This is a genomic window from Mesorhizobium amorphae (assembly GCF_014843845.1).
GTDB lineage: Bacteria > Pseudomonadota > Alphaproteobacteria > Rhizobiales > Rhizobiaceae > Mesorhizobium > Mesorhizobium amorphae_A.
In genome coordinates this window covers 50,714-77,588 of sequence record NZ_JHQS01000024.1, presented here as the reverse complement: position 1 = coordinate 77,588, position 26,875 = coordinate 50,714, and the positions used below count along the sequence as shown (strand labels likewise).

The window sequence follows — 26,875 nt, the reverse complement described above, 5'->3', positions numbered from 1 at the left end:
TGCCTCCCAGGGCCGGCACCCGGGGAGTTCTCTTTCCGGGTGCCACTTTTCCGGCAGGACGGACCGGTGCGCATCGGCCTGAAACGGGTTTCAGCCATGTCCGGGTGGCCAGGAGGTGCCGTTCCTGAGGGGGTGGAACGCGGCGATCGCAGAATGGATGACTGACAGTCAATGTTTTGTTGGAGGAGTGAAAAATGAAACATGAACTCAGAATGGGCCTTGCCGCAATGGCAGTCGGCCTGATGACCAGCGTGATGCCCGCCAGCGCCGATTTCTGGTCGGACGCCGGTGCGAAATACAAGGGCGTGACGCTGCACGGCGTGACCGAAAGCACGCCGCCTTCGAACTACATCAAGGACGTGCTTGCCCCCGCTTTCGAGAAGGCGACCGGCATCAAGGTGGAAATCGAGACCACCTCCTGGGACCAGATGTACGACAAGGCGATCAAGGACATGGAAGCCAAGACCGGCATCTATGACATGGTCTATATCGAGCAGGACATCATCTACGCCTACCTCGCCCGCGACTTCCTGGTCGACATCACGAAATCCCTGAAGGACGACCCGTCGCTGAAAGCCCCGGAGTACGACGAAACGCACTTCACGACATTTGCCAACTATTTCAAGAATGCCGACGGCGATCTTTTCGGCATTCCGATGGAAGCCTTCATCAAGCTCTATCTGTACCGGACCGATCTGTTCAACGATCCGGCGATCAAGGAAGCCTTCAAGAAGGAAACCGGCAAGGACCTGGTGCCGGCCAAGACTCATGAGGAATACACGCAGATCGCGGAGTTCTTCACCAAATGGGGCAAGGACCACAATCTGGAACTGTGGGGCACCACGGCACAGGCCCATACCGGCCACCCTGCTTCCTGGTATGAGTTCTTCGAGTCCATCGCGCCCACTTTCGGTGTCTACAACTGGGGCATCGACGCGTCGAAAAACTACTCGGCATCGGTCGCCAATGGCGGCACGATGAACAGCGACAAGGCCAAGGCTGCACTCAAATACTGGCTGCATCTGCGCGACATCGCCCCGCCGGAATCCCCGGCCAGCACATGGACCGAAGTCGGCACCACCTTCGCGGCGGGCCGCGCGGCACAGGGCCTGGTCTACGGCGAGAACGCGGCATGGATCGCTGCCGACGCGGAAAAGTCGAAGGTCGTGGGCAATGTCGGCGTCGCCCTGCCGCCGCTGGCACCCGGCGTCATGGAGGATGCGGAAGCCGGCAAGGGTTATATCGGCTACTATGACGGTGGCGCTTTCGGTCTTCCGGTAACCTCGAAGAACAAGGAAGCCGCGCTGCTGTTCCTGCAGTATATCGGCCAGGACTCGGTCCAGGGCGATTGGGCGGTGGCTGCACCCCGCATTACCAACACGGCAACCTACGACGATCCGAAAGTCATCGAGATGGATAAGAAGCTCAACGGCTACTACACCATGCTCAAGAACGACGGAAAGCTGTTTGCCGGCGCACCGCCCTATCCGTTCCATGCGCAGGTGCGTGAAGCCACGGCGCCGATCTTCTACAAGATCCTGTTGGGCGAGGTCTCATCCGACGATGGGCTCGACCAGATGGCTGCTGCCGCCGAGGCGGAACTGAAGAACCTCGGCTACCGCAAGTAGCTTCGCGAACCTAAAATTCGGGCTGCCGTGAAGCGGCGGCCCGAATACATTTTCGCCGCCGCAAGAATGTGGCGGACAATGCGCCGGCCTGGGGAGTGGTTTCATGCGATCAAACAGAGTGGGATGGCTGATGCTCGCCCCGACGATTGCGATCCTGGGCATCTTCGGCATCGTCCCATTTCTGTACGTGCTCTATGTGGCCTTCCATCAATGGAACCCGTTCGGCGCAAATCCCCATATGATCTACAATGGCGCCGACAATTTTCGCCGCCTCGTCTTCGACAACGAGTTCCTGACCTCGATCGCGTTCACGCTGAAGTTCGCCTTCTTCGCCGTCGTGAGCGAAGTCATCCTTGGCTACCTTCTGGCCCAGCTGTTCATGCGTGAGTTTCCCGGACGGGGATTGTTCCGCACGATCCACACCCTGCCGCTGATCGTGGCGCCGATCGTCGTCGGCTCGGTTTGGCGCCTGATGACGACGCCCAGCATCGGCATCATCCCGTACCTCTTGAAATCCTGGTTCGGTTACGACCTCAATATCGGTCGTGACGCGACCATGGCCTTTGCGCTGACCGTCATCATGGATATCTGGCACTGGACGCCGCTGGTGACGCTGACGTTGCTTGCCGCACTGGTCTCGCTCCCCAAGGAGCCGTTCGAACAGGCGCAGATCGACGGGGCCAACAGGTGGCAGATCTTCTGGCATGTCACCTTGCCGATGATCCGCCCGGCAATCCTGGCGACGGTCTTCATTCGCCTCATGGACGCGCTGCGCACCGTCGACGAAGTGTGGATGCTGACCGGTGGCGGCCCCGGCGCCGCGACGCGCTATCTCGGCCTGCATATCTGGAAGATCGTGTTTCCCAAGACCGACTACGGCTACGGCTCGGCCACGTCGATCATCGTCCTGTACCTGACTCTGGTGATGTGCTGGCTGCTTTATGTCGCCCTCGTCGCCCGGCGCGACCAGAAGAGGCCTTCCTGATGCGCGCCAACCGCCCGGTTTTCTCCATTCTGCTGTGGACCTTGCTCAGCCTGCTGACGCTGTTCCCGATCTACTGGCTGTTCGTGATTTCCGTGAAGCCGGCGGTCGAGCTGTTCACCACGCCAAGCGTGCTGCTCGAAACCGTCTACTGGAAGAATTACGTCAAGGTTCTCGGCGACGACACGTTGCGCCGCTACATGTTCAACTCCATCGTCATCTCGACCGGCAACGCGGTGCTGGTGACCGTTCTTGCCTTCATGGCCTGCTACGCGCTGTCGCGCTTCGATCTGGCCGGCAAGGAGAACATCTTCTTCTGGACGATCACCAACCGCATGGCGCCGGCCGCGGTGTTCCTGCTGCCCTTCTTCCTGCTCTTCACGCAGGTCTTCACCATTGGTGAGTGGAAGCTCTACGATACGCGCACTGGCATGATCCTGCTCTACTGCACCTTCAACCTGCCTTTCGCCATCTGGACGCTCAGGCCGACGATCGACGCAATTCCAAGGGAACTGGACGAGGCTGCGACCGTCGACGGTGCCACGACCTGGCAGGTGATCCGCGAAGTCATCTTTCCGCTCGCGCGGCCCGGCCTCGCCGTCACCCTGATACTGACCTGGGTTTTCGCCTGGAACGAGTTCCTGCTCGCCGCTACGCTGACCAGCTTCAACGCGCGCACCATCACCACCGGCCTGTCGGAGTATGTCACGACGACCGGAACCGAATGGGGCACGATGGCGTCCATCGCGATCATCACGCTTGTCCCGGCCCTGCTGATCTTCTCGGTTGTCCAGCGGCACATCGTGGCCGGTCTGACCTTCGGCGCGGTCAAGGAGTAGTTCCATGGAGCACATGGTCGATCTCGATGAGGTGGACGACGAGGCCAGTACCATCGTGGCGAGCCCGCAACGCACTGGTTTCCTGCCGATCGTCACCAACTGGTTCGACCGGGTTTTTGTCGGCATCTATCTGTTCGTTGCGCTCGAACTGTTCTGGATGCGCTTCCTCGAACAGTCGATCCCATTGTCGGTCTGCCATGTCCTGGCGATCGTACTGGGTGTGCTGATCGTCTGGCGCGGGTAGGGCGGAGACAAGAGGAGGACGCAGGCTCATGAAGTCGCTGGTGCTGGAAGAAAAGCTGAAACTGACGCTGCGCGATTTCCCGATCGAGCGCGAGGAGGTGCTCGGTGTTCGCGACGTGCGCATCAAACTGCACACCGTCGGCATCTGCGGCTCCGATGTCCACTATTATACCCATGGCGGCGCCGGCCCTTTCCAGGTGAAGGCGCCGATGATCCTCGGCCATGAGGCGTCAGGTATTGTCGTGGAGACCGGCGCCGAGGTGGCGTCGCTGAAGGTCGGCGACCGGGTGTGCATGGAGCCGGGCATTCCCGACCCGAACAGCCGCGCGACGCGCATGGGCCTGTACAATGTCGATCCGGCGGTTCGCTTCTGGGCGACGCCGCCGATCCACGGCGTCCTGCGGCCAAGCGTCGTGCATCCGGAGAACTTCACCTTCAAGCTCCCCGACAATGTTTCCTTCGCCGAGGCGGCCATGGTGGAGCCGCTGGCCGTCGGCGTCCACGCCGCCACCAAGGCGCAGGTCAAGCCGGGCGATATCGCACTGGTGATGGGCGCCGGGCCGATCGGCCTGGTCACGGCCCTGTCGGCGCTGGCGGCGGGCTGCGCGCGGGTCTTCGTGTCGGACGTCGACGACACCAAGCTCGAGCTCGCAGCGAAGCTCGGCGCCATCACGCCGATCAATGTCGCGCGCCAGGATCTGGCCTGGGAGATTCTGGCCGCAACCGACGGCTGGGGCGTGGAGATTGTGTTCGAATGCTCCGGCAGCCCGCGCGCCGCGGAAGGCGTCTTCGATCCGCTCTGTCCGGCTGGCCGGGTGGTGTTCGTCGGCGTGCAGATGCATGGCATCAACTACGACGTCGGCAAGGCGATGGTGCGCGAGGCGCGCGTCGAGCATGTGTTCCGCTATGCCCACGTCTTCCCGCGCTGTGTTGCCATGCTGTCTTCCGGCGCGATTGACGTGAAGCCGCTGATCACGCGCACATTCGACTTCGAAGACAGCGTTCGCGCGTTTGAGATCGCCGCATCCGCCCCAAAAGGCGAAGTGAAGATGCAGATTGCCTTGCCGCAATAGAGGGGATGCGAGTTGGCTGAAGTCACCGTCAGGAATATCGTCAAGCGTTATGGCAGCGCGCAGGTCATCCATGGTGTGAATGTCGACATCGCCGATGGCGAGTTCGTCATCCTCGTCGGCCCGTCGGGCTGTGGCAAATCCACCCTGTTGCGCATGATCGCCGGTCTCGAAGCGATATCGGGCGGCGAGATCAGCATTGGCGGCCGGGTGGTCAACGATGTGCTGCCGAAAGACCGCGACATAGCGATGGTGTTCCAGAACTATGCGCTCTATCCGCACAAGAACGTCGCCGACAACATGGGCTTCTCGCTCAAGATCAAGGGCAGGCCGAAGGCCGAGATCGACGCCAAGGTGAAGAAGGCGGCCGAGATTCTCGATCTCGGCAAACTGCTCGACCGGTTTCCAAAACAGCTGTCCGGCGGGCAGCGCCAGCGCGTGGCCATGGGACGCGCCATCGTGCGCGACCCGCAGGTCTTCCTGTTCGATGAGCCGCTGTCCAATCTCGACGCCAAGCTGCGCGTTGCCATGCGTGTCGAGATCAAAGAACTGCATCAGCGCCTCGGCACGACGATCGTCTATGTCACTCATGACCAGATCGAGGCGATGACCATGGCCGACAAGATCGTGGTGATGCGGGACGGCAAGGTGGAACAGGTCGGCGCACCGCTCGATCTCTACGACAATCCGGGCAATGTCTTCGTCGCCGGTTTCATCGGCTCGCCGGCGATGAATTTCATCAAGGGCAAGATCGAAGCGAAGAACGGCAGACAGGTCTTTGTCTCGGACACCGGTTCCGTGCTGCCGGTCGAGGAGGGCAGGGCACAGAGCGGCCAGCCGGTCATCTACGGCATCCGTCCCGAGCATATCGACATCGCACCCGACGGTTTGCCGGCAACGGTTTCGGTGCTGGAGCCGACCGGCTCCGAGACGCAGATCTTCGCCAGGTTTGGCGAGGACGCCATCGACGCCATCGTCAAGGACCGGCTCACCGTCCGTCCCGGCGAAGAGGTAAGGCTGAAGATCGATCCGCGCCGGGTCCACATCTTCGACAGGCAAAGCGGCGCACGCTTGTGACTTGTTGCCGTCGGTGCGATGCGGAACTGCTCGGCGCCGTCAAGCGCATGATCGAAAACCCGATAGGCATGCTGGTATGAGGCCGAAAACCACCGCCTGATCCACGGTGGCAGGCACTGCGGACTTGTTTCTCCGGAATGATACGGGCGCCCGGGTTCAACTGCCTCGGCGCGCCCGATCGTCGCTGCCTTTCGGCCGCGTCGCGATGAGGCCGGCCTCGATGGACCTGAGAAGTGCGATCGCATCGTCGAGCCTGCTCGCGTCGCCGCCGGCGGCGGCAGAGACGGCGTCGCCCCATTCCTTGCGCACCAGGGCGTAGTTGTCGGCCCCGCGCCGTGTGCGGTGGACGCTGACGCCCCGGCGGTCTTCCGGATCGACATGGCGCTCGATCAGTCCCTTGCCTTCCAGATCGCGCAGCACCGTGGAGGCATTGGTGCGCTGCAGCCCCGTCGCGGCCGCGATCTGGCTGGGCGTGGCCGAGGCGTGCGCCACCAGATGGCGCATAACCATGCCCTCCGACTGCGAGAGCAGGAACACCCGCTCATCCCGGTAGCCACGGAACTGGATCTCGCGGGCAATGATGAGGATCAGGTCGGCCAGATCCGCCCACCGAATAGCCGTGGGCGGGGTTTTGCGTGCGGATGAATCACCGTCGGTTTTCATACCGCGGGAGTTTACAGCCTCCTGTCTGGTATGTATATGTGCATAATCATTATGTATACATAACTATGTCGACATACACATCTGGAGACACGAATGACTCCCGCCTATTCCCCAAACCCCGCCTGGCATTCTCCCCGTTCCATGGCGCGCGCCGGAGGCCTGCACGGGTTCGGCGTCTACGTGCTGCTCGCCGGCGCCTTCCTGCCGATCGCCGACTTTTTCATCGTCAACGTGGCGCTGCCGACGATCGCCGCCTCGCTGAAGGCAACCCCGGCCGCACTTGAGCTGGTGGTGTCCGTCTACGGCGTGGCCTATGCCGCCATGCTGGTGCTGGGCGGCAGGCTTGGCGATCGTTTCGGCCGCCATAGCCTGTTTCTGGTCGGGCTTTGCGGTTTCATCCTGGCCTCGCTGGCCTGCGGCCTGGCACCCACCATCGAAGTCCTCATCGCGGCCCGCCTGGTGCAGGGCGCAACGGCGGCCATGCTGGTGCCCCAGGTGCTGGCGACTTTCCAGGCGACCCTGGAAGGCGAGCGCAAGACCCGAGCCATCGCGCTCTATGGCGCGACCTCCGGCATTGCGGCGGTCGTCGGCCAGCTCGCCGGCGGATTGCTGGTCAGCGCCGACCTGTTCGGCACCTCCTGGCGGCCGATCTTCCTGATCAACATCCCGCTCGGCATCATCGTGTTCTTCGCCTCGCGGCTTGTCGTGCCGGCCAACCGCTCGCCGCACCCGGCCGGCATCGACCTGCCCGGCACGGTGCTTTTCGCTGCGACCCTGACCGCACTTTTGGTGCCGCTGACCGAAGGCCATTCGCTCGGCTGGCCTGCCTGGACCTGGATAATGTTGGCTGCAGCCGTGGTGCTGGCCATCCTGACCGTCATTGTCGAACGGGCTGCCGAGGCACGCGGCGAGGTGCCGTTGCTGCCGCCGTCATTGCTCAAGCTGCCCTCGATGTCGCGCGGTCTCGCCATGATCACGCTGTTCAGCGTCGGCTTTGGCGCCTTCATGTTCGTCTTTGCGCTCACCGTCCAGAACGGGCTCGGCGCCAACGCATTCGAAAGCGGCCTCGCCATCCTGCCGATGGCGATCATGTTCTTCATCGGCTCCATGGTCAGCCCGCGCATGATCAACCGCTTCGGGCGCGGCGCTCTGGCAGCGGGCGGCATCGTGCAGGCGCTTGGCCTGGCCCTGCTGGTCGCCATCATGGTCTTGGGCTGGCCGAATGTGAGCCTGATCGAACTGGCTGTGCCGCTGATGCTGATCGGCGCCGGACAGTCGATGCTGTTTTCAGGATTGTTCCGCGCCGTGCTCGCCGATGTTCCCGCGCACCTGGCGGGCGTCGGCAGCGGCGTTCTGATCACGCTGCAGCAGTCCGGCCTTGCGCTCGGGGTCGCAACCCTTGGCACGCTCTATCTGGCACTGGAGCCGGCGAGCATTTCGAAGGCCTTTGGCATCGTCATCGCAAGCCAGTTCGCGATCATCGTCGTGCTGGTGCTGTGCTCAGGGCTGCTGCCGCGCTTCACCAGGCACCAGGTCAGCGCCCACCCCGTGGAAATGTGATTCCTCGGCGCCCGGGCGATCAGCGAGACGCTCGCCCACGGCCGTCGGCCACGACGCAGCCGCTCGGGGGGTCCCTGCCGTTCAGCACTGCGATCACGCATTGCGCCGCAACCATGTTGGTGCGCGCCAGCCCTTCGACCGAGGAGGCCGCCGAGTGCGGCGAGGCCACGACGTTGGGCAGCGCGACCAGTTCGTCGGACACGGATCTGTAGCCGGGGTCGGTCTCGCTCAAAAACACATCGAGGCCGGCGCCTGCGATCGTGCCGCCCTTCAGCGCTTCGAGGAGATCCCGATCCTCGACCAGGCCGCCTCTTGCCGTATTGATCAGCACTGCCGTCGGTTTCATCAGCGCCAGCGTGTCCTTGTTGATCAGGTTGCGTGTCGTCGCCGAGAGCGGAGCATGAAGGCTGACATAGTCGCTGTCGCGAAGCAGCGTCTCGACATCGACATAGGTGATGCCGTTGGCTTCGGCATAGGCTTTGTCCGCGCTCGGCGCGGACACGAGGATGCGCGCTTCAAAACCCTTGAGCCGCTGGACCACGTTGCGGCCGATGCGGCCGAGGCCGATCAGGCCGACCGTCTTCCGATACAGGTCCGAGCTGATCAGTATCGTCCAGTTGCCGGCGACCATGTTCATCTGTGTTTCGCGCAGCCGCCGGCCGACGGCCAGCATGAGGCCGAGCGCATGGTCGGCCACCGAGGCATCGTTGCCGCCGGCGGCGATCGTCACCACGCGGCCGAGCGTACGGGCAGCCTCGACATCGACGCGCTCGTAGCCGACGCCGCGCCGCGCCACGATCTTGAGCTCCGGCAGCGCCTCGAGCAGTTCCCGCGTCACCTGCGCATGGCCGACGATCCATGCATCGGCGTCTCTCAGGATACTCACCAACTGGTCGTGCGAGAGGTTCCCATCGCCGTCGACCTTCGAGGATTCGGCAATGTCGACCTGGCAACCGTTCGCCCGCAGATAGGCGGTCGTCTCGTCATCGAAGAAGCGTTGGGTGACGACGACGCGAGGGATGGTCATGGGATGCTCCGAAAGTGCCGAGGAGGCGCGCTAGCGCAAGGATCTCAGTCGCCTGCCATGAAGCGACAGGAAAGATCAAGCCTGGTTTAGGTCTTCCGTCAGCCAGCCATCCAGCCGCCGTCAACCATCAAATTGATGCCGGTGACGTAGCTTGCCATGTCGCTGGCGAGGAACAGGGCGGCGCCCGCCACATCGTTCGGACTGCCGAGCCGCGGCCAGGGCGTGCGCTGCCGCGAATAGTCGAGCGCGCCGGGGTCGTTGGCGACACCCGGTTTGTCGGTGATGATCTTGCCGGGCGCGATCGCGTTGCAGACGATCAAATCGTCGGCGTGGTCGACGGCGATCTGCCGCGTCATCTGCACGATGCCGCCCTTGCTCACCGAATAGGGAAAATCGCCGGGGCAGGCGACCATGCCGTGCTGCGAGGAAATGTTGATGATGCGGCCGCGCACGTCGTTGACCGGCGCCTGGGTAAGCATCTGCATCACCGTGCGTTTGCAGCAGTAGAAAAAGCCCGTCAGGTTGACGCCGATGACGCGGCTCCATTGCTCCGGCGATGTCTCGATGAGGTTGGTGCTGGTGTAGATCGCCGCGTTGTTGACCATAACGTCGAGCCGTCCGAAGCGGGTGACGGTGGCTGTGACCAGCGCATCGACGGCGTTCCAGTCGGAAATGTCCGTCGCGATATGCATCGCCGTCCCGCCGCTCGATTCGATCAGGGCGGCGGTGCTCTGGCCACCCTCGATCGGCAATTCGACCGTGTCGGCGATGACGACGTAGGCGCCTTCCGCCGCGAACCTCAAGGCGATTGCACGGCCGATGCCGGAGCTGGCGCCGCTGACGATGGCGATCTTTTTCTCAAGCAGTGCCATGGGTCTTCCTCAGTCTTCCCGAGTGACGATCTTTCCCTGCGCCGGGCCGACCAGCCGCTGGTCTCGGACGATCTCGTGGCCGCGCAGGAAGACAGTGGTCAGCCGCGCGTTGACGGTCCAGCCGTCGAATGGCGTGTAAGCCGCGCGGGAAACCTGCTCGGCATTCGAGATGGAGCTGGATTGCCGTGGGTCGACGATCAAAATGTCGGCGTCGTAGCCGGCGGCGATCCGCCCCTTGCGCCGGCCGAGCCCAAAGCGCTCCGCCGGATTGCGGGCGCACAGGCGCACCACATCGGGCAGCGTGATCAGCCCGTCGTCGACGAGTTTCAGCATGGTCGGAAGCAGCGTCTGCAGTCCCGGCATGCCGCCCGGAATGTCGGCAAAAGCCGCGTAGCTGGCTGCCTTTTCGGCCGGCGCATGCGGTGCGTGATCGGTGGCGACGATGTCGATCAGCCCGGCGCCGAGCGCCGCGCGCAAGGCTTCGACGTCGTGCCGCGATCGCAGGGGCGGCGAGCCCTTCAGCCTGGCGCCTTGCGTCTCGTAGTCGTCGGCGCTGAAGAACAGGTTCTGCGGCGTCGTCTCGACGCTGGCGTCCGCCCTGTCGCGCAGCCGGCTCCACGCCTCTATGCCCATTTCCGAGTTGATCTGCCGGACATGAATGCGCGTCCCCGTCCTGGCGGCGGCAAGAACTGCCCGCCTGATGCCGCCGGCTTCCGCCTGCGGCGGCCGGCTGTCGAGGAAGGCCGCGATGGTTCCCCCCAAATTGCGTTCGATGCTGCTGGTCAGCATGGATTGATCGCCCGGCGAAATGCCGATCAGCGTGTCGGCGCCAGCGAAACTCCGCAGAGCACCGGCGACCGCATCGAAGGTGGGAAACAGGAAGCCTTCGGGCACATCGGCGGTGAACAATTCGAACGACACCGGTGCGAGGTCGAGCAGGCCGGGGATCAACGACAAGTCGCGACCGACCACCGCCTGCAAGCCGACATCGACATGGATACGGCCTTCAGCCATCGCCATCTTGTCGGCAAGTTCTTTGGCGCTGGCCGTCCATGGCTCGTCTGTGGGCATATCGAGCACTGTCGTCACGCCGCCGAGGGCTGCGGCGTGCGTGCCGGAGGAGAAATCCTCCTTATGCGTGAGCCCGGGTTCGCGCAGATGCGCATGGGCGTCGACCAGGCCTGGCAGCAGCAGGCTGCCCGAGGCGTCCAGCACCGACTTCGCTTCCGCTCTTTCGCCAGATGCAATGACCGCCGCGATCTTGCCGCCGGTGATGCCGACGTCGCGCCGGTCGGGCCCATCGGCGTTGACCACGGTGGCTCCGCGGATCAGCGTCTCGAACATGCCGTCAGCCACGCTGCTCGAAGCTGGCATGGTTCTCGATCCAGAAGCGCGCGATGTCCTCGCGCCGCATGAAGGCAGCCGCGGGTTTGCTCTTCACGTGCTCGATCACCTCGCGCAGCCCGGACGCCCGGTTGGGCTGGCCCATCCAGCGGGCGTGGATGCCGATCGTCAGCATGCGGCCGCCGGTCTCGTCGGCTTCGTCGAGCATGTAGTCGATGGCGGAACGGCAATCCTCGGCAAAGTCGCGCGGGTTGCTGTAGCCCGGCGCCACCAGATAGCGGCTGTCGTTGAGGGCCTTGGAATAGGGGACGACGAGGATCTCGGTGCCCTGATGGTCGAGGAAATAGGGCAGGTCGTCATTGCAGGGATCGGAGTGGTAGAGGAAGCCACCTTCCCGCACCAGCAGGTCGCGCGTGTTGACGCTCGGAAACGAGCGGCAGTTCCAGCCCAAGGGCCGCCTGCCCATCAGTCTCTCATAGAGCGCGATCGCCTCGTGCAGCTGGCGCTCTTCCTCGCCGCGCTCCATCGTCGTGTAGTCGATCCAGCGCAGCCCGTGGCCGAGCAGGTCGTGCCCGCGCGCGTTCATCCATTCGGCCACCGCCGGGTTGCGCTCCAGCGCGACGGCGCAGGCAGAGATGGTGACCGGGATCTGATAGCGGTCGAACAGCCGCGCCAGCCGCCACACGCCGGCGCGGCTGCCATATTCGAAATGCGTCTCGGTGCCGAGGTCGCGCACCGGCGGGCTGCTGGCGAGATTGTACTCGCCCCAATTGTCGTTGCGGCCGTCCTCGACCCAGGAATACTCCGAGCCTTCCTCGTAATTGAGCACCAGGTTGATGGCGAGCTTGACGCCGCCCGGCCAGGTCACGAAGGGCGGGCGCGGACCGTAACCGACGAAGTCGCGCGGCTGCTGGTGATCGGTCGGCATCGGCTGTCCTCCTCAGGCTTCGTTGGCGGCGATCCAGTCCATGTAGTCATGGAACGCCTGCTTGGCCGGCCTCGGCCGCCAGTCCGTGTCCCGCTCGATGCGGGCTAGGTCGTATTCGCCCCACATGCCCGTCTTCAGCGCCGAGTTCATGACGATGTTCGCTCCCTCGGTCGGGCTGATTTCGGCCTTCAGGCCGGGAACACGCTCGGCCGCCCAGCCGATGAAGTCGCCGACCGTCGTCGTGGTGCCGCTGCCGATGTTGTAGTGCCGGTAGCGCAGGCTTTCGGCATTGAGCAGCGCCATGATCGCCTTGGCGACGTCGCTTGACAGCACATAGTCGCCGAGCGGCTCAAGACTGTTCGGCCGGATCGTTTCGCCGTTGAGCGCCATATGCGCGACGCGGTTCGGCAGATGGCGGACGTTGCGGCTGCCGGTGACGCGGTCCATCGGGCCGTAGACCGATGACAGCCTGACCGAAATGGCCGAAAGGCCGAACAGATCGGCGTAGCGGTTGGTGACCATCTCGGCCGCGAATTTCGAGATGCCGTAGAGCGTCAACGGCGCCACGTAGCCGTCCTCGGGCAGCGGCTCGCCGTTCCAGTCCGGCCCGTTGTGGCGATAGACCGAACCGGAGCTGACATAGACGAAGCGTTTGATGCCGGGCCGGCCGCGCGCCCATTCCAGCATGCGCACCGTGCCCATCAGATTGACGTCGACAATCAATGCCGGATCGTGAGCCTCCGGCTGCATCTGCGGGTCGCTCGGGCGCGAATTCGGCGTCACCGTCGCGCCGTGGACAATTGCGGTGATGTTGTGTGCATCGAGCACGGCCGCCCAGGCGGAGGGGTCCAACATGTCCGCCGTCAGCACGGTCAGGCGGTCGCGCACCGGGGCGAAGAATGTCTCCGCGATCGCGTCGAGGCCGGAACGGTCGAGGATGACGGCGCGGGCTTGCGGATCGCGGTCCAGCCATTCGCGCGCCACCACGCTCATGACAAAGCCGGTGCCGCCGGTAACGAGCAGCGTCATGGGAACTCCTTTGAAGGAGAGCGAGGGATATCGGGATCAGCGCGTCGCATAGCCGCCGTCCACGAGCATGTCGGAACCGGTGACGAAGGATGCGTCCGACGACAGCAGGAAGGCAGCTGCTGCGGCGATCTCATCCGGCTCCGCGATGCGGCCAAGCAGATGCGCGGGGCCGAGACCTGCATTGGCCGCGTCGAAATCCGGAAATCTGCGCAGCAGGCGCGTCGTCGCCACCGCGCCGGGCGACAGGCTGTTGACGCGGACCTTGTCGGGCGCATGGTCGACCGCCATCGCCTTGGCGAGATGGATCAGCCCGGCCTTGGCGGCGCAGTAGGCGACGGCCCTGGTGGTGGCGACGCGTCCGAACTGCGAGCCGATGAACACCACCGAGCCGCCGCCGCCTGCGGCGATCAACGGCACCGCGAATTTGCTCATCAGGAACGCGCCGGTCAGGCTGACGTCGAGCTCGCGTCGCCAGGCGCTCTCATCGAGATCGACGACGGTGGCGGTCGTCGACGGCGCGGCCGCATTGTGCACCAGCCCGTCCAGCCGGCCGAAGCGCTCCTTGGCGATGTCGACGGCGCTGCTGGCGGAGAGGGCGTCGGTCACATCGCAGCGGCAGGCGACCGCCGCAGCGCCAAGCCTGTCGGCAAGCGCCTGTGCTGCCACGGCATCATAGTCGGCACAGACCACGCTTGCGCCTTCGGCAACGCAGCGTTGGGCGATGGCCGCGCCAATACCGCTCGCCGCGCCGGCGATCAGGACGACCTTGTCTTTCAGGCGGTTCGTCGCGGGATTGTTCGTCATCAGACCTGGTCCTCGACAGCTTGCGCGATCGGCGTCGCGACCGGCCGGCGCAGAAGATTGTAGCAGGCCGCAAGCGTGACCAGCACCGCGCCGCCGCCGAGCAGCAGGAACATCGCCGGCGGTCCGAGATGCGCCATCAATCCCGCGGCGACGCCCGGCGTCGCGACATTGCCGATCGAATAGAGCAGAAGCAGCGTGCCGGACGCGGCGACCATGTGCCGGCTATGAAGCTGCGAGGCACCGAACGCCATGGCCACCGGATAGATCGTCAGCGCCGTGGCGCCATAGACGAAGAACAGCACGAACAGCAGCGGCACCGAAAGGGTGCCGACCCAGGCGATCATGGCGCAGGCCGTCACCGATACCAGCCCCTGCACCAGAAGTATCAGGCGTCGGTCAAGGCGGTCCGACAGCCAGCCGACCGGGGTCTGCGCGACCATGCCGGCAATGCTTATCGTGGTGACCAGCCAGACCGTCGCCGACGCCGACAATCCGATCTGCGTCCCATAGATCGGCGTCAGCACGAAGACGTTCATGTTGGTGATGCCGCCCTGGAAAATGGCGACGACCGTCACCGGCGCCAGCCTGAACAGCGCCAGCGGCCCGAGCCTTCTGTCGGCTCCGGTCGCTTGCGCCTGTTCAGCCGGCACCGAAGGCAGCGCCGGCCAGCGCAGCCCGGCGAATTTGGGCACGAACGCCAACAGCACCGTTGCCGCCGCGACCGAAAACAGATGCGGCGACTGCGGACCGACGAGCGCGACCAGGACCTGGCCGAGCAGCACCGCGATCGCCGTCGTCAGCATGTAGATCGAGAACATCGCGCCGCGATTGTGCTGCTCGGCATAGAGGTTGATCCAGCTCTCGCAGATCACGAACATCGAGGCCATCGACATGCCGCCGAGCAGCCGGAAGCAGAACCAGCTCGGCACGAAGTCGGTGAAGACGAAGCCCGCGGCCGACAGCAGCGCGGTCGTCAGGATCAGCAGGAATGTCCGCTCATGGCCGTAGCGGGCCACCAGCGGGCGCGTGATCAGGCATCCGATCAGAAAACCGACCGGATAGGCGGTGAGCACGATCTGCACGATGTCGGGGGCGATGCCGGGCTTGCCGAGGTAGAACGATACCGCGGTCGTCAGCATGGCGCTGCCGATGCAGGCAAGACAGACGCTGGCCATGATCGGCAGCATGGCGCGGGAGCGCTCGGCGTTCCGCCACAAGTGCATCGCGGATTGAGCGACCGATCCCATGAATGCCGCTGTCGGCCGGCTACGATGCGCGCCGGCGACGGGAGACGGGCCCGACAATCGGCCCGGGCACGACAATCGGCGCAGGCCAGACAATCGGCGCGGCCCAGACAATCGGCGCGGCATTGTCATGCATTACGGCGGTTCCCCCTTGGCGGTGCCGCTGATCCGCGGCTGGTTGCAGAAGCTATACCCCGCCAAGCACGCCACAAACGAAGATTGACACGGCTATGACCATAATTTTTTTGGCCATCCTTGTCGCCGAAAGCCGCATCATCCCGCTTCCCAGGCTTTACAGTCGTTTTGTCCGCTCCGTACCATAGTCAATCTGCTGAGATCGAAGCCGCCAAGGGAGGAACCGCATGACCATCGAACGTCTTGAAAACGGCCAACGCTTCTGCCGGGTGCTGCGCTACAACGGCACCGTCTATGTCGCCGGCCTGACGGCGGACGACCTGTCCGGCGACACCACCGCGCAGACCAGGCAAATCCTCGCCAAGATCGATGCCCTTCTGGCCAAGGCCGGCAGCGACAAGTCGAAGCTTCTCAGCGCCCAGATATGGCTGCGCGACATTGCCGATTTCGAGATGATGAATGCGGCATGGGACGCCTGGATCGACAGGAGCGCCATGCCGGTGCGCGCGACCGTGGAGGCGCGCCTCGCCGGCGACCAGTATCGTGTCGAGATCATGGTCACGGCCGCCGTCGGCTGAGGGGCCTGTCCGCGAAGGGGGCGGCAAAACCAATGCATGAGCTGGTGATCAAAGGCGGACGCGTTGCCCTCGACGACGATTTTGCCGAATGCGACATCGGCATCGACGAGGGCCGCATCGCCGCTATCGGCAATGGCCTGTCCGGCAAGTCGTTGCTCGACGCCGGGGGGCGCTGGGTCATGCCCGGCGGCATCGATGCCCATTGCCATCTCGACCAGCCGGTCTGGGGCGGCGCGGGCAACGCCGACGACTTCGAGTCCGGCACCATCTCGGCGGCGTTCGGCGGCACGACCTGCATTGTCCCGTTCGGCATGCCGGGTCCGGACATGACCACGATTGGGGCAGTGGGCCGGGCTCTCGATCGCGCAGCGGGTCGGGCTGTGATCGACTACGGACTGCACGCCGTGGTGACCATGGGGACCGGCGCCGATGTCGAGGAACAGCTTGCGCAGCTCGCCGGTCGCGGCATCGCCTCGGTCAAGCTGTTCATGACCTATCAGGGTTTTGCCGTCGACGACGACCTCTTCTTCAGGGTCCTCGACGCCGCGCGCGGCCTCGGCTGGATCGTCATGGTCCACGCCGAGAACGATGCCGCCATCCGGCGTACGCGCCAGCGCCTGATCGATCTCGGCCGCACCGATATCCGCTACCATGTCGTCGCCCACAGCGAGACCATGGAGCGCGAAGCGACGCATCGCGCACTGGCCTTCGCGGAAATGACCGGCGCGCGCATGACCGTCGTCCATGTCTCCTCCTGGCAGTCGGCCGAGGAGATCGCACGGGCGCGGACGCGCGGCGTCGATGTGGTCGCCGAAACCTGTCCGCAATATCTGTTTGTCGGCTCAGTCGATCTCGACCGCCCGGCCATCGACGCGGCGCGTTTCGTCTTCTCCCCACCGCCGCGCTCGCCGCGCAGCCAGGAGCATCTGTGGCGGGACTTGATCGATGGCGGCATCGACCTCTGGTCCTCCGACCACTCGCCCTATTTCTTCGCCGACAAGATCGGCAGGGCCGAAACGCCCGGCTTCACCACCACGCTGAGCGGTATTCCCGGCATCGAGACCCGCCTGCCGCTGCTGTTTTCGGAAGGGCTTTTGACCGGCCGCCTGAAGCTCGGCCGCTATCTCGACCTCACCTCGCGCAATGCGGCGTCGATCTACGGCCTCGCGCACGCCAAGGGCAGAATCGCGGTCGGGCTCGACGCGGACCTGGCGCTGTGGGATCCAGCGGCGCGCTGGACGCTCGGCCACAAAGCCCTGCATTCGCGCGTCGACTTCACGCCCTACGAGGGCAAAAGCGTGACCGGCAAACCGACCACCGTGCTGGTGCGCGGCGTGCCGGTTGTCGCCGACGGTGTGCTTCGGGCGCAGCCGGGCTTCGGCCGCTTCGTGGCGAGGACAGCCGCCGACCCGGCCCTTTCTGGAAAACCTGTCGAGGAGACGACGCCATGGCTAGATGCCTGACGATAGCGGTCTGCCAGACCGGGCCCATCCAGCGCAGCGCCTCGCGCGGCGAGACGGTCGGCCGCCTCGTCCATCTGCTGGAGAACGCCGCTGCCGCCGGCGCGGAGATCGCGGTCTTCCCCGAAATGGCGCTGACCACCTTCTTTCCGCGCTGGCGCATCGACGACACCGTCGAGATCGAGTCCTTCTTCGAAAGCGCGATGCCCGGACCGGAAACGCAGCGTCTCTACGAAGCCGCCGTCGGGCTCAAGATCGGCTTCGCACTCGGCTACTCAGAACTCGTGCGCGAAGACGGTCGCACGCGACGCTTCAACACCATGGATCTGGTCGGACCGGATGGCGGCTTCATCGGCCGCTATCGCAAGATGCATGTACCGGGCTCGAGCGAACCGGAAGCGGGCACGACCACGCATCTGGAGCGGCGCTATTTCGAGCCGGGCAATCTCGGTTTTCCGGTCTTCGACTATCGCGGCGTCCGCGTCGGCATGGCGATCTGCAACGACCGCCGCTGGCCGGAAACCTACCGGATGCTCTGTCTGAATGGCGCCGAGGTCGTGCTGCTCGGCTACAACACGCCGCTGCTGCTCGACGAGGCGCCGGCACTGGCGCATCTGCGCATGTTCCACAACCATCTGCCGATGCAGGCCGGCGCCTATCAGAACACGCTGTGGGTCGCGGCCGCCGCCAAGGCCGGGCTCGAGGATGGCCAGGCGCTGATCGGCGGCTCCTGCATCATCGCCCCCACCGGCGAGATCGCTGCGCAGGCGCTTTCGCTCGACGACGAGGTCATCGTTCATCGCGCCGATCTCGACCTGATCACCACTTGCCGGAAGGTGAATTTCGACTTCGCGCTTTATCGTCGGCCGGATCAGTATCGCTTGATCGCGGAACAGGTCTGACTCAGGTGGGACCCAGTCAAGCCAGTCGAACACAAGGAATAGAGCCGCCTTCGGCCGATCCCCTGTCCTTGAGCGAGATCGTCGAGAACGGGCTGTGCATCGGCTGCGGGCTGTGCCGGTCGCTTGCCGGCCCCGGCATGGTCGAGATGGTCATGACGCCGGAAGGACGCGAGCGGCCGGTGGCCCGGCGGGCACTCGACAAGTCGACGCTGATGCGGATCAACGCCGTTTGCCCGGGGACACGGATCGCGGGTCCGCCACCGGAACAGGCAAATAATGCCAAGTTGATGGACACCGTCTGGGGGCCTGCCGAGCGGCTGGTTCTCGGTCACGCCGACGATCCGACGGTGCGGTTCCGTGGCTCGGGCGGCGGGGTGCTGACGGCACTTGGCCAATTCCTGCTGAATTCGGGGCGCGTCAAGTTCGTGCTGCATGTAGCCGCCGCGCGTTCCAAGCCGATGCGCAGCGAACGCCGGCTAAGCTTCGACGCCGCCTCGGTGCTCGAAGGCGCGGGCTCGCGCTATGGGCCTGCGGCGCCGCTGGTGGATTTCAGCGAAATCCTCGATCGCGGTCAACCCTTCGCGCTGATCGCAAAGCCCTGCGACGTCACCGCCGTGCGCAATCTGGCGCGGCTCGATCCGCGCGTCGACGAGCTGATGCGCTATGCGCTGGCCTTCGTCTGCGGCGGTGCCTCCGACCTGTCGAAATCGGAACAGGTGCTGCAGCGGTTTGGGCTGCGCGAGGATGAGCTCGCGCTGTTCCGCTATCGGGGGTACGGCAATCCCGGCCTCAACCGGATCGAAGCGAAGGATGGCCGCGTCTTCGAAATCACCTACAGGCAGCTGTGGGAAGACGAGGACAAATGGATGATCCAGCCGCGCTGCAAGATCTGCCCCGACGCCATCGGCCAGGTGGCCGATATCGCCGTCTCGGACGCCTGGCTGAATGGCGGGCCGGCGGTCGAGGACGAACCGCTCAACGGCATCATCGTACGCACCAGGCGTGGCCTCGAGCTGTTCGATGCGGCTGTTGCCGCCGGCGCGTTGGCGCTCAAGCGCGAGACCAGCTTTGCCGAACTCGGCGAACTGCAATCGCATCAGGTGCGCAAGCGCCGCGCCGTGTGGGCGCGGCTGAAGGGCATCGAGATCGCAGGCAAGCCTGTGCCCGTGGTGATTGATTTGGCCTTGGAGGATTGCGCCCGGCAGAATGCGCTCGCGGACAATCTCGCCGAGGGCCGCGGCGCCCGCGACCGTGCCCGGCGCGGACGCCTGGGCGAGCCGCCTGCCGTATCGCGTGACGATGCCGGTGCAGCCATGTTGAAGGAAGGTCTTTTATGAGCGCGGCCGAGCAGACCGAGGTCATCATCATCGGCGGCGGCATCGCCGGCGCCGGCGCCGGCTTCGAGATCAGCCGTTCGGCCAAGGTGATCCTGCTAGAGCGCGAAGGCCAATGCGGCTACCACACCACCGGCCGCTCGGCGGCGAGCTTTACCGAAAACTACGGCAATGGCGTCATCCGCCGGATCGTGCTGGCAAGCCGGGCGTTCCTGACCGAGCCGCCGGCCGGCTTCTGCGACTATCCGCTGCTCAGCAAGCGCGGCATGATCACGGTGGCGCGCAGCGATCAACTCGACCTGCTGCACCAGGAGCTGGAGACGGCGCAGGCGCTGGTCCCCTCGATCGTCGCCATGACGCCGGCCGAGGCGATTGCACGCGTGCCGGTGCTGCGCGCCGACTATCTCGCCGGCGCCTACATCGAACCGCATTCGATGGATATAGACGTCAACGGCCTGCACCAGGGTTTTTTGCGCGGTGCCCGTGCGTGCGGCGCCAAGATCGTCACCAATGCCGGCGTCACCGGCATCAGCCGGTATGGCGGCCAGTGGCGGGTCGAAACGCTAGCAGGGACGTTCCTTGCGCCACGGATCGTCAATGCCGCCGGGGCCTGGGGCGATGAAATCGCGGCAATGGCCGGCGTGCGCCCGATCGGCTTGCAGCCGAAGCGCCGCACCGCCTTCAACATCCCGGCACCCGACGGCGTCAGCATCACCGACTGGCCTTTGGTCAACGATGTCGGCGCCGAATTCTATTTCAAGCCGGATGCTGGCCAGCTGCTGGTCTCGCCGGCCGATGCGGCGCCCTCCGTGCCGATGGATGCCTATGCCGAGGATATCGATGTCGCCATCGGCGCCGAGCGCCTCGGCCAGGCGACGACGATCGAGGTGCAGCGCGTGTCGCGCTCCTGGGCCGGGCTCCGGACCTTCGTCGCCGACGGGTCGCCTGTGGTCGGCCCCGATGACGAGGTCCCGGATTTCATCTGGCTGGTCGGGCAGGGCGGCTACGGCATCAAGACCTCACCGGCTTTGTCGCGCGTCTGTGCCAGCCTGATGGCTGGCGGCGGCCTTCCCGATGATGTCGCCAGGCAAGGCGTGGCGCTGGCCGATCTGACGCCGCAGCGGCTGCGGAGCGCAGACCTTCAGAGAGCTTCCGCGTGATGACCAGTGCCAGTTTGACGGCGGGCGGCAGGCTGGCAGGGCAGGTGCTGGACAGGCTGGCCGAAGCCACTGCCGACGCACCAGGCATAACCCGCGTCGCCTATGGTCCGGGTGAGCGGCTTGCCCACGCAATGGTCCGCGAGGAAGCAGAAAAGCTCGGCGCCGTAGCGCGTGTCGATGCCGCCGGCAATCTCTTTCTGACGCTGAAGGGCCGCAATCCGGAGCTGCCGGCGATCGTCATCGGTTCGCATCTCGACAGCGTGCCGCATGGCGGCAATTTCGATGGCGCCGCCGGCGTTGTCGCGGGGCTGGCAGTGATGGCCGAGCTAGTCGGCCAGAACATGCAGCCGCCGCGCGATCTGATCCTGCTGGCGACCCGCGCCGAGGAAGCCGCGTGGTTTCCGCTGTCCTATCCCGGCAGCGAGGCGGCGCTGGGTCTGCTGAAGCCGCGGGCGCTGGAAGCGCGGCGCTCCGACAGCGGCCGGACGCTGGCCGAGCATATGCGGGAGGAAGGCTTCGATCCTGACGCGGTGCGGCGTGGCGTTGCCGGCATCGACGCCGGCCGCATCGCCGCCTTCGTCGAAGTCCATATCGAGCAGGGGCCGCGCCTGGTGGCTGCAGATGTGCCGGTCGGCATCGTCACCGGGATCGCTGGCGGCTTTCGCTATGTCGATGCGAAGTGTCTCGGCGCCTATGGCCATTCCGGCGCCGAGCCGCGCTTTGCCCGCCATGACAGCGTGCTGGGCTTCGCCGATCTGGTCGCCGGGCTGGAAGCGGAGTGGGACGCGCTCGAACGCGACGGCCATGAGGCCACCATCACCTTCGGCCGCGTGGAATCAGATCCAAGCCAGCATGGCGGCAGCCGCGTGCTCGGCGAGCTGCGCTTCACGCTCGATGTGCGCAGCGCCGACGCCGCCGTGCTGGAGCGGATCGAGGCAAGGCTTCAGGCGCTCTTCGCCGAGGTCGGCGCCAGGCGAGGCGTCACCTTCGAAGCCGGGCCGCGCTTCACCTGGGAGCCCGCAACCATGTCGCCGGCGCTCATCGCCGGGTTCGACCGCGCCGCCCAGGACTTGCAGATGCGTGTGCCGCATGTGCCGAGCGGCGCCGGGCACGACGCGGCTACCTTTGCCGGCGCCGGCGTCGCGACCGCCATGCTGTTCGTGCGCAACGAGAACGGCAGCCACAATCCGCATGAAGCGATGGACATCGCCGATCTCGACCAGGCGATCCGTCTGCTTTTCCGTTTCGTCACCGACTTCGACAATTTGGATCAGCCATGAACCTTGCCGCGACCGCCTTGCTCGTCATCGACCTGCAGAACGAATACCGCCCCGGCGCCGCCTGGCCGGTCGTCGGCTATGACGCAGTGCTCGCCAATGCCGCCCGCCTGATCGCGGCGGCCCGCGCGACGGGCGTGCCGGTCATCCACGCCCAGGCCTGGGTGAAGCCGGAGGAGCGCGATGGCTATGCCAGGCAGGAGGAAATCCTGACCGAGGAGTTTCGTTCGGCCGTGGCCGGCAGCAAAGGCGCCGATATCTGCGCCGAGGTGGCGGCGTTGCCGGGCGATATCGTCATTCACAAGCACTGGCCGAGTTGCTTCCGCAGGACCGATCTCACGCAACGCCTCACCGAACTCAAGGTCGAGAACCTGCTGGTCACCGGCGTGCTGACCGACAGCTGCGTGACCGAGAGTGTGTTCGACGCCGTCTATCAGGGTTTCAGGGTCTGGCTGGTCAAGGAGGCCTGCGGCAGCATGACCGAGGCTATGCACCGCACCGGCATGCTCGACATGGCCAACCGCCTCTATGGCGGCGGTATCCTGCGCATGCCGGAGGCGCTGAAGGCGCTGGCCGGCCAGCCTTTCGACGGCTGGCGCTGCACGCGGCCGGTGGAATTCACCTACACGCTGGAAACTGTCGACCGGCTTTACGAAGCGCTATGATGGGCGCCGCAGCCGCATGCGCTGATCTTCACGGTCGCTGCTGAAGGAGAGGGACGCAGCACCGCGCCCGGCAGCGCCCCGGTCGCCCTGCCGTCGCGCCAGACGGACACGCCGTTGACGAAGACATGCTCGATGCCGGCGGCGGGTTGGCGCGGCTCTTCGAAGGTCGCGGTGTCGATGATCCTTTCCGCGTCGAAGATCGTCAGATCGGCGAAATTGCCGACCGCCAGCGTGCCCCGCTCCTGGATGCCGAATTCACGCGCCGGCAGGCCTGTCATCCGGAACACTGCCTCCTCCAGGCTGAACAGGCCGACATCGCGGGCATAGTGGCCAAGCACGCGCGGAAATGTGCCCCACAGGCGCGGATGTGGGTGGATGTCGTGCGGCAGGCCGTCCGAGCCGACCATGGTGCGCGGATGCGCGAGGATGGTGCGCACATCGGTCTCGTCGAGCTGGAAATAGACGGCGCCCGCCGGCAGCAGCCGCTGGCCCGCCTCGCGTTCGGTGCAATTCCATTCGCGCGCGATGTCGGCGATTTCGCGCCTGGCCATTTCCGGATGCGGCGTCGACCAGGTGATGAGGATTTTCAGCCCGGTATCGCAGCGCTCCAGCCTGAGCACGGTTGAACTCGCGGCATAGGGATAGACATCCATGCCGATGTCCATCGTCTCGCGCGCCCGGTCGATGCGCTTGAGCGAGGGCCGGCTCTTGCCGAAATTGGCGCGGCCGGTGCATTGGTGGTGGGAGATGACCAGCTTGCCGCCGGCATGGTCGGCGATGTCGATGGCTTCCTCGATCGCCTCGTCCATCATCTCGAAATAATTGCGCGTGTGGGTGACATAGGGCCCGCCCAGGCTTGCCGCCGTCGCCGCCAGCGCCTTGACCTCTTCGGTCGAGGAGTTGACGGCCGGCGGATAGTCGAGACCGGTGCTGAGGCCGAAGGCGCCGTCGGCCATCGCCTGCGCCACGGCGTCCTGCATCAGCGCGGTCTCCGCTTCGTTCGCGGCGCGGTCGGTGACCGGCATGACGCGTTGGCGCAAGGTCGTGTGGCCGACGAGCAAGGCCGCATTGGTGGCGATGCCGCGCTTTTTCAGTTCGGCGACATAGTCGGCGAAGCGGTCGAAGCGGAAATTCTCCTGGCCGCCGACCAGCGTGAACGGTGGCGGCGGTGCACTGTCCAGCAGCAATGGCGCAAGGCTTATCCCGCAATTGCCGGCGATCACCGTCGTCACGCCCTGGCTGATCTTCGGGTCCATGCCGTGCGGTGCCAGCAGCGCGCCGTCATCATGGGTGTGCACGTCGATGAAGCCCGGCGCCACGATCTTGCGCGAAGCATCGATTTCTTGCACGCCGCGCGCATCAGCGAGCTCGCCGATGGCGGCGATCCTGTCGCCGGAAATGGCAATGTCGGCCTCAAAACGCTCCGAACCGTCGCCTGAAATCAACGTCGCGTGGCGGATGACGAGGTCGTATGGCATCAGGGCATTTTCCTCTTTGCGGCAGTCCGGCCGTCAGCCTTCCGGATTGGTAGCGATCTCCTCGCGGCGGCGCGCGACATAGGCGTCGAGCTCTTCGCGGATCGCGGCGTCCATGACCGGCTCCTCGTAGTCGTGCAGCGCCTGCTGCCAGAGTTCTGTCGCCCGTTCGAGCGCGTCCTTGCCGCCCGCTTCCTGCCAGGCGCCGTGGTTCTGCCAGTTGGACAGCATCGGCTGGTAGAAGGCTGTCGTGTAGCGCGACATGGTGTGCTCGGCGCCGAAGAAATGGCCGCCGGCCGGCACGGACTTGATCGCTTCGAAGCCGAGATCGTCCTCTTGGAACGGCAGCGGCCGCAGGAACTCCATCATGTTCTGCAGGATTTCGACATCGAGGACGAGCTTCTCGTAGGAAGCCGTCAAGCCGCCCTCCAGCCAGCCGGCCGCATGGTAGATCAAATTGGCGCCGCCGAGCACCGCGCCCCAGGTCGCCATTTCCGTCTCGTAGGCGGCCTGCAGGTCGACCACGTTCGACGCATTCGCATTGGACGTGCGGTAGGGCAGGTTGTAGCGCCGCGCCAATTGGCCGGCGATGATGTTGGCCTTGGCATTCTCCGGCGTGCCGAAGGCCGGCGCCGCAGACTTCATGTCGACATTGGAGGTGAAGGCACCGTACATCACCGGCGTGCCGGGGTTGACGAGCTGGGTCAGCACCACGCCGAACAGCGCTTCGGCATTCTGCTGGCAAAGTGCTGCCGCCAAGGTCACCGGTGTCATCGCGCCCATCAGCGTGAAGGGCGTGACGGTCACCGGCTGGCCATGCTCGGCCATCGCGATCAGGCCCTCGGCCATGGCGTCGTCGAACAGGCGCGGCGAGTTGATCGAAATGATCGTCGTCACGCCCGGCGAAGCCCGCATCTCCTCGACACTGATGCCGCGCGCGATCGCCATCATGTTGATGCCGTCCATCGCCCTGGCGCGGCCGATCGCCGTACAGTGGAAGGAGAGGTCGCTCAGCGTCAAATTGGCATGGTAGGTGTCGAGATGACGAGAATTGGCGGGCAGTTCCATCGGCGCCACCACCTGGTTGCCGATGATGTGGATGGCATTGAAGTGGTGCGCCAGCCGGATGAAGTTCTGGTAGTCGGGCAGATTGCCCTGGCGGCGGCCGTTGATGCGGTCATGCACATTGGGCGGGCCGGCCACCAGCCCGAACACCAGCGAATTGCCGCCGAGATGCACCTGCTTCTCGGGATTGCGGCTGCTCAGCGTGAAGGAGGATGGAACCGCCCGCAGCGCTTCGCGCACCAGGCTTTCGTCGATCCGGATGGTCTTGTTCTCGCGGTCGACGATGGCGCCGGCGGCGGCGAACAGGTCCATCACCCGCTCGCTCATGACGCGGATGCCGAGCTCCGACAGGATGCGCATCGACGTGTCGTGCAGCCGCTCCATCCGCTCCTCGTCGAGCAGCTGCATCGGCGGGTAGGGGTTTTCGACATGCTGCCAGGGCAGCTGTGCGATGCCGCCGCCGCCGCGTTCGAGCTTCGACCTGCGGCCCCCGCCGCGCCTGTCCTGCGTCATCGATCTCTTCCCTTTTCGGCTCAGTAGCCGCGCTCCGGGTTCACCACATTCTCCAGCGGTTCACCGCTGCGGTAGCGCGCCAGATTGTCGGCGAACATGCGCACCGACTTGACGTCCCAGCCGTCATAGACCGCCGCGCAATGCGGGGTGATGGCGACATTGTCGTAGCCCCACAGCGGATGGTCCGCCGGCAGCGGTTCGGTCGCAAACACATCCAACGCCGCGCCCTTGATCCGCTTGCCGTCGAGGGCTTCGAGCAGCGCGGCTTCCTCGACCACGCCGCCGCGCGAGATATCGATGAGCACGGCGGAAGGTTTCATCGCGGCGAAGGCCGCCTTGCCGAGCAGGCCCCGCGTGCTGGGCAGAAGCGGCACGCAGCAGACGATGAAATCGGCACGTCCAATGAGCGCCAGCAGCGCGTCCGGCCCATGCACCTCGTCGAGGCACGGCATGGGTTTTGGCCGCGCGCGAATACCCAGCGTGCGCATGCCTATCGCCTGCGCCCGGTTGGCGACGGCCGTGCCCGTCTTGCCCAATCCGATGATGAGAACCGTCTTGCCTTCGATCGGCTCGACGCCGCCGCCGCCGCCCCAGAGGCGCGCCTGCTGGCGGCGTTCGAAGCCGCGCAGGTCGAGCGAGAAGGACAGCATGGCGCCCAGCGCGTATTCCGCCAGCATGCCGGCGGCGACCCCGGCGGAATTGGTGACGGTCAGCCGTTTCGGATCCCAGGACCCGAGGTGATCCGTGCCCGAGCCGCCGATCGATACCCATTTCACGGTCGGGCTTTCGGTCAGGGCCTGGCGCGGATATCGCGGCGTGCCGTCGAAGCGGATGGAATAGACAACTTCCGCCGCCACGTGTTCGATCATCCCGGGCAGCGCGGCGTAGCTGTCGCAGGCATGCACCGCGAGATCCGGGTGCGCCTCCTTGAGCACGGCAAGTGCTGCTTCCGGTCGGTCGGTGTGCAGGATGACGGACGGGCGAGGGGACATGCTGCCGGT

25 protein-coding genes are annotated in these 26,875 nt (G+C 65.3%); 14 read left to right on the top strand and 11 right to left on the bottom strand.

Features of this window, described 5'->3' with window-relative positions; all coding sequences use genetic code 11:
- Window positions 1-212: 212 nt before the first annotated feature.
- The 6 genes from DH08_RS13315 (at window position 213) to DH08_RS13290 (ending at window position 5,839) form a co-directional block, all read left to right on the top strand.
- Window positions 213-1,628, top strand: a complete 1,416-nt coding sequence (locus tag DH08_RS13315; protein ID WP_246800827.1) for an extracellular solute-binding protein — start codon at window positions 213-215, stop codon at window positions 1,626-1,628.
- A 103-nt stretch (window positions 1,629-1,731) separates the two neighbouring features.
- Entirely contained in the window at window positions 1,732-2,613 is an 882-nt protein-coding gene (locus DH08_RS13310) for a carbohydrate ABC transporter permease (RefSeq protein ID WP_192179733.1), read from the top strand.
- Window positions 2,613-3,449 carry a carbohydrate ABC transporter permease gene (locus DH08_RS13305; protein WP_192179732.1) on the top strand — a complete coding sequence of 279 codons (837 nt, stop codon included), beginning with the start codon at window positions 2,613-2,615 and terminating at the stop codon, window positions 3,447-3,449. Before DH08_RS13310 ends, DH08_RS13305 begins: the two co-directional genes overlap by 1 nt.
- A 4-nt stretch (window positions 3,450-3,453) precedes the next feature.
- Window positions 3,454-3,693, top strand: a complete 240-nt coding sequence (locus tag DH08_RS13300) for a DUF2160 family membrane protein (protein WP_192179731.1) — start codon at window positions 3,454-3,456, stop codon at window positions 3,691-3,693.
- A 28-nt stretch (window positions 3,694-3,721) separates the two neighbouring features.
- Window positions 3,722-4,765: an NAD(P)-dependent alcohol dehydrogenase gene (locus DH08_RS13295; RefSeq protein ID WP_192179730.1), complete on the top strand. Its 1,044-nt coding sequence runs from the start codon at window positions 3,722-3,724 to the stop codon at window positions 4,763-4,765.
- 12 nt (window positions 4,766-4,777) lie between these two features.
- Complete coding sequence (locus tag DH08_RS13290) at window positions 4,778-5,839, top strand: ABC transporter ATP-binding protein (protein WP_006204276.1); 1,062 nt, start codon at window positions 4,778-4,780, stop codon at window positions 5,837-5,839.
- Window positions 5,840-5,995: 156 nt separating this feature from the next.
- Here DH08_RS13290 and DH08_RS13285 read toward each other — a convergent pair whose 3' ends face one another.
- Window positions 5,996-6,502, bottom strand: coding sequence for a MarR family winged helix-turn-helix transcriptional regulator (locus tag DH08_RS13285; protein WP_192179729.1), 507 nt, complete (start codon window positions 6,500-6,502; stop codon window positions 5,996-5,998).
- 93 nt (window positions 6,503-6,595) lie between these two features.
- Here DH08_RS13285 and DH08_RS13280 point away from each other — a divergent pair, with 93 nt between their 5' ends.
- Window positions 6,596-8,062 (top strand): MFS transporter, encoded by a 1,467-nt coding sequence (locus DH08_RS13280; RefSeq protein ID WP_246800818.1) that lies wholly within the window; start codon window positions 6,596-6,598, stop codon window positions 8,060-8,062.
- A gap of 19 nt (window positions 8,063-8,081) precedes the next feature.
- Here the strand turns inward: DH08_RS13280 and DH08_RS13275 are convergent, their stop codons facing one another.
- The 7 genes from DH08_RS13275 to DH08_RS13245 all read right to left on the bottom strand — a co-directional run bounded on the left by DH08_RS13275 (window position 8,082) and on the right by DH08_RS13245 (window position 15,289).
- Complete coding sequence (locus DH08_RS13275; protein ID WP_192179728.1) at window positions 8,082-9,089, bottom strand: phosphoglycerate dehydrogenase; 1,008 nt, start codon at window positions 9,087-9,089, stop codon at window positions 8,082-8,084.
- A 98-nt stretch (window positions 9,090-9,187) separates the two neighbouring features.
- Window positions 9,188-9,961 (bottom strand): SDR family NAD(P)-dependent oxidoreductase, encoded by a 774-nt coding sequence (locus DH08_RS13270; protein ID WP_192179727.1) that lies wholly within the window; start codon window positions 9,959-9,961, stop codon window positions 9,188-9,190.
- Between the two features lie 9 nt (window positions 9,962-9,970).
- Window positions 9,971-11,335 carry a dihydroorotase gene (locus DH08_RS13265; RefSeq protein ID WP_246800817.1) on the bottom strand — a complete coding sequence of 455 codons (1,365 nt, stop codon included), beginning with the start codon at window positions 11,333-11,335 and terminating at the stop codon, window positions 9,971-9,973.
- Entirely contained in the window at window positions 11,310-12,233 is a 924-nt protein-coding gene (locus DH08_RS13260; RefSeq protein ID WP_192179726.1) for an allantoinase PuuE, read from the bottom strand. The genes DH08_RS13265 and DH08_RS13260 overlap by 26 nt, the downstream gene beginning before the upstream one ends.
- Window positions 12,234-12,245: 12 nt before the next feature.
- Window positions 12,246-13,262 (bottom strand): NAD-dependent epimerase/dehydratase family protein, encoded by a 1,017-nt coding sequence (locus tag DH08_RS13255; RefSeq protein ID WP_192179725.1) that lies wholly within the window; start codon window positions 13,260-13,262, stop codon window positions 12,246-12,248.
- A 36-nt stretch (window positions 13,263-13,298) separates the two neighbouring features.
- Entirely contained in the window at window positions 13,299-14,066 is a 768-nt protein-coding gene (locus DH08_RS13250; protein WP_192179724.1) for an SDR family NAD(P)-dependent oxidoreductase, read from the bottom strand.
- A complete protein-coding gene (locus tag DH08_RS13245) occupies window positions 14,066-15,289 on the bottom strand; it encodes an MFS transporter (RefSeq protein ID WP_246800816.1) in 1,224 nt (407 codons plus the stop codon). The genes DH08_RS13250 and DH08_RS13245 overlap by 1 nt, the downstream gene beginning before the upstream one ends.
- A 383-nt stretch (window positions 15,290-15,672) precedes the next feature.
- On the opposite strand from DH08_RS13245, the gene DH08_RS13240 reads away from it, so the two are divergent.
- From DH08_RS13240 to DH08_RS13210, 7 genes are all read left to right on the top strand, one after another.
- Window positions 15,673-16,023 (top strand): RidA family protein, encoded by a 351-nt coding sequence (locus DH08_RS13240; RefSeq protein WP_192179722.1) that lies wholly within the window; start codon window positions 15,673-15,675, stop codon window positions 16,021-16,023.
- 32 nt (window positions 16,024-16,055) lie between these two features.
- A complete protein-coding gene (hydA, locus tag DH08_RS13235; protein WP_192179721.1) occupies window positions 16,056-17,486 on the top strand; it encodes a dihydropyrimidinase in 1,431 nt (476 codons plus the stop codon).
- On the top strand, window positions 17,471-18,385 hold the full coding sequence (locus DH08_RS13230) for a nitrilase-related carbon-nitrogen hydrolase (protein WP_192179720.1): 915 nt from the start codon (window positions 17,471-17,473) through the stop codon (window positions 18,383-18,385). Before hydA ends, DH08_RS13230 begins: the two co-directional genes overlap by 16 nt.
- Before the next feature lie 68 nt (window positions 18,386-18,453).
- A complete protein-coding gene (locus DH08_RS13225; protein WP_246800815.1) occupies window positions 18,454-19,722 on the top strand; it encodes a Coenzyme F420 hydrogenase/dehydrogenase, beta subunit C-terminal domain in 1,269 nt (422 codons plus the stop codon).
- Complete coding sequence (locus DH08_RS13220; protein ID WP_192179719.1) at window positions 19,719-20,879, top strand: NAD(P)/FAD-dependent oxidoreductase; 1,161 nt, start codon at window positions 19,719-19,721, stop codon at window positions 20,877-20,879. Before DH08_RS13225 ends, DH08_RS13220 begins: the two co-directional genes overlap by 4 nt.
- Window positions 20,879-22,159 (top strand): hydantoinase/carbamoylase family amidase, encoded by a 1,281-nt coding sequence (locus DH08_RS13215; protein WP_192179718.1) that lies wholly within the window; start codon window positions 20,879-20,881, stop codon window positions 22,157-22,159. The genes DH08_RS13220 and DH08_RS13215 overlap by 1 nt, the downstream gene beginning before the upstream one ends.
- Window positions 22,156-22,821, top strand: a complete 666-nt coding sequence (locus DH08_RS13210; RefSeq protein WP_192179717.1) for a cysteine hydrolase family protein — start codon at window positions 22,156-22,158, stop codon at window positions 22,819-22,821. The genes DH08_RS13215 and DH08_RS13210 overlap by 4 nt, the downstream gene beginning before the upstream one ends.
- Here DH08_RS13210 and DH08_RS13205 read toward each other — a convergent pair.
- Genes DH08_RS13205 through DH08_RS13195 form a run of 3 tightly spaced genes read right to left on the bottom strand, consistent with a single transcriptional unit; the run spans window position 22,806 to window position 26,866 of the window.
- Window positions 22,806-24,299, bottom strand: coding sequence for an N-acyl-D-amino-acid deacylase family protein (locus tag DH08_RS13205; protein ID WP_192179716.1), 1,494 nt, complete (start codon window positions 24,297-24,299; stop codon window positions 22,806-22,808). The genes DH08_RS13210 and DH08_RS13205 overlap by 16 nt on opposite strands.
- Before the next feature lie 33 nt (window positions 24,300-24,332).
- Window positions 24,333-25,874, bottom strand: coding sequence for a trimethylamine methyltransferase family protein (locus DH08_RS13200; protein WP_192179715.1), 1,542 nt, complete (start codon window positions 25,872-25,874; stop codon window positions 24,333-24,335).
- Between the two features lie 20 nt (window positions 25,875-25,894).
- Window positions 25,895-26,866 (bottom strand): D-2-hydroxyacid dehydrogenase, encoded by a 972-nt coding sequence (locus DH08_RS13195; RefSeq protein ID WP_192179714.1) that lies wholly within the window; start codon window positions 26,864-26,866, stop codon window positions 25,895-25,897.
- Between the last annotated feature and the right edge of the window lie 9 nt (window positions 26,867-26,875).

What these genes read in the sequence shown, in the direction of transcription:
- DH08_RS13265 (WP_246800817.1), bottom strand. Translation starts at nt 11,335, where the DNA reads ATGCCAGCTTCGAGCAGCGTGGCTGACGGCATGTTCGAGACGCTGATC.
- DH08_RS13260 (WP_192179726.1), bottom strand. Translation starts at nt 12,233, where the DNA reads ATGCCGACCGATCACCAGCAGCCGCGCGACTTCGTCGGTTACGGTCCG.
- hydA (WP_192179721.1), top strand. Translation starts at nt 16,056, where the DNA reads ATGCATGAGCTGGTGATCAAAGGCGGACGCGTTGCCCTCGACGACGAT.
- DH08_RS13255 (WP_192179725.1), bottom strand. Translation starts at nt 13,262, where the DNA reads ATGACGCTGCTCGTTACCGGCGGCACCGGCTTTGTCATGAGCGTGGTG.
- DH08_RS13220 (WP_192179719.1), top strand. Translation starts at nt 19,719, where the DNA reads ATGAGCGCGGCCGAGCAGACCGAGGTCATCATCATCGGCGGCGGCATC.
- DH08_RS13270 (WP_192179727.1), bottom strand. Translation starts at nt 9,961, where the DNA reads ATGGCACTGCTTGAGAAAAAGATCGCCATCGTCAGCGGCGCCAGCTCC.
- DH08_RS13215 (WP_192179718.1), top strand. Translation starts at nt 20,879, where the DNA reads ATGACCAGTGCCAGTTTGACGGCGGGCGGCAGGCTGGCAGGGCAGGTG.
- DH08_RS13315 (WP_246800827.1), top strand. Translation starts at nt 213, where the DNA reads ATGGGCCTTGCCGCAATGGCAGTCGGCCTGATGACCAGCGTGATGCCC.
- DH08_RS13195 (WP_192179714.1), bottom strand. Translation starts at nt 26,866, where the DNA reads ATGTCCCCTCGCCCGTCCGTCATCCTGCACACCGACCGACCGGAAGCA.
- DH08_RS13285 (WP_192179729.1), bottom strand. Translation starts at nt 6,502, where the DNA reads ATGAAAACCGACGGTGATTCATCCGCACGCAAAACCCCGCCCACGGCT.
- DH08_RS13200 (WP_192179715.1), bottom strand. Translation starts at nt 25,874, where the DNA reads ATGACGCAGGACAGGCGCGGCGGGGGCCGCAGGTCGAAGCTCGAACGC.
- DH08_RS13210 (WP_192179717.1), top strand. Translation starts at nt 22,156, where the DNA reads ATGAACCTTGCCGCGACCGCCTTGCTCGTCATCGACCTGCAGAACGAA.
- DH08_RS13280 (WP_246800818.1), top strand. Translation starts at nt 6,596, where the DNA reads ATGACTCCCGCCTATTCCCCAAACCCCGCCTGGCATTCTCCCCGTTCC.
- DH08_RS13205 (WP_192179716.1), bottom strand. Translation starts at nt 24,299, where the DNA reads ATGCCATACGACCTCGTCATCCGCCACGCGACGTTGATTTCAGGCGAC.
- DH08_RS13300 (WP_192179731.1), top strand. Translation starts at nt 3,454, where the DNA reads ATGGAGCACATGGTCGATCTCGATGAGGTGGACGACGAGGCCAGTACC.
- DH08_RS13295 (WP_192179730.1), top strand. Translation starts at nt 3,722, where the DNA reads ATGAAGTCGCTGGTGCTGGAAGAAAAGCTGAAACTGACGCTGCGCGAT.
- DH08_RS13240 (WP_192179722.1), top strand. Translation starts at nt 15,673, where the DNA reads ATGACCATCGAACGTCTTGAAAACGGCCAACGCTTCTGCCGGGTGCTG.
- DH08_RS13245 (WP_246800816.1), bottom strand. Translation starts at nt 15,289, where the DNA reads ATGCACTTGTGGCGGAACGCCGAGCGCTCCCGCGCCATGCTGCCGATC.
- DH08_RS13305 (WP_192179732.1), top strand. Translation starts at nt 2,613, where the DNA reads ATGCGCGCCAACCGCCCGGTTTTCTCCATTCTGCTGTGGACCTTGCTC.
- DH08_RS13310 (WP_192179733.1), top strand. Translation starts at nt 1,732, where the DNA reads ATGCGATCAAACAGAGTGGGATGGCTGATGCTCGCCCCGACGATTGCG.
- DH08_RS13230 (WP_192179720.1), top strand. Translation starts at nt 17,471, where the DNA reads ATGGCTAGATGCCTGACGATAGCGGTCTGCCAGACCGGGCCCATCCAG.
- DH08_RS13275 (WP_192179728.1), bottom strand. Translation starts at nt 9,089, where the DNA reads ATGACCATCCCTCGCGTCGTCGTCACCCAACGCTTCTTCGATGACGAG.
- DH08_RS13250 (WP_192179724.1), bottom strand. Translation starts at nt 14,066, where the DNA reads ATGACGAACAATCCCGCGACGAACCGCCTGAAAGACAAGGTCGTCCTG.